Genomic DNA, 3,666 nt, shown 5'->3' with positions numbered 1-3,666 from the left:
CGATCCCTCCCCTTCCGGAGCGGAAGAGTGTCAAAAGTTTTCTATATAGAGAAGAAACAATCTTTAATTATATATCTCAAAAAAAATCTACATTCAAAAATTGCACGAATTGGTCGGAGTTGCCCCTTCTCCATGCGACCCAGCCATGGATCAGTATCGTAACAGGATAACCGCCAAGTCAAGATGATTCTTCAGCGACATCGACCTGGGGAGGCTGTCGTTTGACCACCGTGACATTGGTATTTTTCAAGGGATCATCCGGGGTGATCTTCTTCATGGTCCTTGTACCTCTTCCTGTATGTCCGGATGGACGGGATATTCCCGAACCAATCGTCCTTCCCGAACCACCACCAGCGCGGTGCGCGTCTGAAAGGCAATTTCCCTGGCGCGACGGCTGGTCCGTTCCAGGGCTTGCATGACATGGCGGACATCCGCGTCCTCTGCCTGACTCAAGGGTTTATCGTTCATCGTTCGTTCCTCCATTTTTTCGTAACCTGTCGCTTATCGTTGCCAAGGGGACCCGTCCATGGAACGATCAGGGAATATGAAAAATCTTATCCAGTTGCGCTGCGTGAAATAAATGTTTGATCCGTGGACGGCAGTTGACCAATGTCACATTGGAACTCTCCGAACCGGCGTGTTCCCAGAGGAGCATCAGCATGCCGATGCCTGAACTGTCGAGCGCTTCGACGTTGCGCAAATCGACGACATACGCCACGTTTGGCGGAACATCTTTATAGGCATTGCGAAATTCGGTCCGTATCTTGAAGTCAAACGTATTTTTGATGAAGATCGTCACTTCATTCGATTGCTTTTTGACTTCGAGATACATGGAATGGCTCCGATTTCGTGGTGTATACAGTACGTCGTTTTTCATGGATCGATCATCCCGATGCGATCGGTCCGGTTCACCCGGTTCAAACGGTCACCTCGACCAGGGTCATGTCGTCGCTTTGGCATGGACCGGCCCGATAACTTCGGAGGGTCTCCCGGAGGGTTTCCAGGGGTTCATTGCCTTGAATCATGCGCTGGAGGAGGGTTTCGAACCGTTTCTGGCCAAACATTTGCTCCTCCCTGTCGCGTTCCTCGATGAATCCGTCGGTATAGGCGAAAATACGATCTCCCGGTTCCACTTCCAGGAACGTCCCTGAAGTGACCGGGTGGTGGATCATCCCCCGGGCGAAATGGGTCGAGACCGACCGATGGATCAGCCGTCCCCGACGGAAGACAAGCATGTCGGGAATGGTGCAGTTCCAGACGGTCATGCCACGGCGGTCGGGGGCGATTTCCAGAAAACCCGCCGCCATGAACATGTCGGCGGGGGTCTTTTGGCAGAGGCGCAGGTTGGTTTCGTTGACGATGTCCAACAGGGGAAGATTTTTGCGCGTCATGGAATAGAAAATGTCTGCCACCATGGGACCACCGATCGCCGCCGGGAGACCATGGCCGGTAAAATCGCCCAGCAACAGGTGTTGGGCGCCATCGGGACGAAAGGCGGACAGGAGAAGATCGCCAGTGGTATTTTCGACGGGTGACTGGAGAAAACGCAAATACCGGGCATCGAATTCTTCCGACCGACGCATGCGGGTGATGATCTCCTCGACCAGATCGCGTTCCATGGTCAACCGGAGTTGATGTTGCCGGATTTCGTTTTCCAACTCCTTCTGCCGGGTGATGTTCTCGGTGAACATCATGATGCCGCCGATTTCGCCATCGTTCTTTTGCCAAGGAAAGGCTTCCCAGCGATACCAGCTCACATGACCCTGGCTGTCCGTGATCGGATCCGCTTCCCGGCGTTCCCAGGCGCCATCGAGGCAGCGTTTATGAATATTGCGCCAATGTTGGGATTCCTCAGGGCAAATGTCGTAGTGGCACAGGTTCAGGATCGGTCGGTTGACCAGACCGAATTCATCCAGCCACCGATGACTGACCTGGAGATAACGCATTTCCCGATCGAACATCGCAATCGAAACCGGGGTTTTGTGCATGAACAGGCGAATCTGTCGCTCGCGTTCCCGAAGGGTTTCGAGGGTTTTCCTCTGTTGCACCAGCAGTCGAATTCTTTGTTTCAATACAGACCATTTTATTGGTTTATTGACATATTCCATGGCGCCGGCGGCAAAAGCGCGGGCGACCGAGGCATCGTCATCCAGGGCAGTGACCATGATCACCGGCACGTCGCGATCTCCCGCGATTTGCCGGATCTGGGTGCAGGCGCTGAAACCGTCGGTCACCGGCATGTCGGCATCCAGCAGGACAAGGTCGGGATGGTTGTGTCGGAAAAGTTCTACCGCCACTGCCCCGTCCGCGGCCATCAATACTTCATGGCCGGCATTGGTCAGATATTGGTTGATGACCGCCCGCATGAATTCATCATCGTCGGCAACCAGAATCAGCGTTTTTTCTTCCCCGCCGCGGCAGGTCATGTCATCGCTCCGTTTTCCGGGCCGGGCAACCATTTCCAGGTCCGATCAACAGTCCCTGGCCGCGATGTCGGCGGCAGGTCGCACCAGGGATCACTGGAAGATCTGCTCGATTTTTTCCGCACCGAGAATCCGTTTGCTCCACCTTTTCAGGGTGTCCTGGTCCGCTTCGGCAAGTTTGGAAGACCCCCATTCGGGTACCGGGCCAAACTTTTCCTGGAGTTGGTCCAACAAGATTTCAATCATACCCTTCAACGTTCCTCGTTGTTCTCCTCGTTGCTCTCCGCGCTGCTCTCCGCGCTGCTCTCCGCGCTGCTCGCCGATCTGGATGCCCTGCTGGATGCCCTGTTGGATGCCCTGCTGGAAGCCCTTTTCCATCCCAATTCTCTCAACGCTCGTGATGTACGGCATGTTCCGAGTCTCCTCAAATTTGGTCAGTTCTTTCCAAAACCGCTGGTCGGCATCGTTTGGCAGGCTGAGCACCCAGTCGATAAACCGAAACAGATCGATGATCTGCTGTCTGGTGAAGCGGTGTTGGTACAGGCTGCGGATGATCCGCCATTTTGTTTGCAGGCGTTTTTCCGGTTGGTTTCTGGTCATTTTAGCGTGCAGGTGCGCCAGAGTCACGATGGCAAAGGGATTATCCGATGTTTCCAAGGTTTCCAGATCATTCGCATAATCCAGCAATTTCACAATGTTGAATCGGTAGATCACCAGGGAGCCCCAGAGTTCCTGACGAAATTCACTGGGCCGCCAGTTTTTGTTTTCGTCCGTCAGGATGGCCAATCCGACCACAGGCCACTGCTTGAGGTCGCGGGCACGGGAAAAATAGGTGAACATCCGTGATGGGAATTCTTTTTCCTGATCTCCCTGGATTTCCACATGAATCAGGACCCAACGCTCCTGTCCATCTTTTTGCCAGACCTTGACCAATCGATCCATGAATCGATTGCCTGTCTGGGCTTCGCGGGTGATTCGCGTCAACTCCTTGTCAAGGAATTCATAGCCCTTTGTCCAGTCGATGCCATCGTGCGCGACCGGCAGAAAAAATGCCAGAAAATCCTGGAAACAGGTTTCCAGAATTTCCTTCCAGGGTGTATCGAAGGAGTCCTGGTGACCTTTTTCGCCATTGTCCGGCATGGTCGGGTTGTTTTCCTGGGGAACCATATTCGCAAGTTTTTCCTGGTTTCTCTCCATTGGATGGCTCTATGATGGCAGGTCATGTCAACGCCTGGGCCGGAAA

5 protein-coding genes are annotated in these 3,666 nt (G+C 53.7%); 1 reads left to right on the top strand and 4 read right to left on the bottom strand.

Annotated features, from left to right (window positions below; all coding sequences use genetic code 11):
• Positions 1-273: 273 nt before the first annotated feature.
• From HQL76_07875 to HQL76_07860, 4 genes are all read right to left on the bottom strand, one after another.
• Positions 274-468, bottom strand: a complete 195-nt coding sequence (locus HQL76_07875) for a hypothetical protein (protein MBF0109076.1) — start codon at positions 466-468, stop codon at positions 274-276.
• A gap of 67 nt (positions 469-535) precedes the next feature.
• On the bottom strand, positions 536-832 hold the full coding sequence (locus HQL76_07870; GenBank protein ID MBF0109075.1) for an STAS domain-containing protein: 297 nt from the start codon (positions 830-832) through the stop codon (positions 536-538).
• 85 nt (positions 833-917) lie between these two features.
• Positions 918-2,426 (bottom strand): SpoIIE family protein phosphatase, encoded by a 1,509-nt coding sequence (locus tag HQL76_07865; protein MBF0109074.1) that lies wholly within the window; start codon positions 2,424-2,426, stop codon positions 918-920.
• Between the two features lie 90 nt (positions 2,427-2,516).
• Positions 2,517-3,263 carry a cytosolic protein gene (locus tag HQL76_07860; GenBank protein MBF0109073.1) on the bottom strand — a complete coding sequence of 249 codons (747 nt, stop codon included), beginning with the start codon at positions 3,261-3,263 and terminating at the stop codon, positions 2,517-2,519.
• A 42-nt stretch (positions 3,264-3,305) separates the two neighbouring features.
• On the opposite strand from HQL76_07860, the gene HQL76_07855 reads away from it, so the two are divergent.
• Positions 3,306-3,635: a hypothetical protein gene (locus HQL76_07855; protein MBF0109072.1), complete on the top strand. Its 330-nt coding sequence runs from the start codon at positions 3,306-3,308 to the stop codon at positions 3,633-3,635.
• The last annotated feature ends 31 nt before the right edge of the window (positions 3,636-3,666 follow it).

It is taken from the genome of Magnetococcales bacterium, assembly GCA_015228815.1.
Taxonomy (GTDB): Bacteria; Pseudomonadota; Magnetococcia; order Magnetococcales; family UBA8363; genus UBA8363.
Note: the sequence above shows the minus strand (reverse complement) of the source record. Positions and strands in the feature narration are given on the sequence as shown.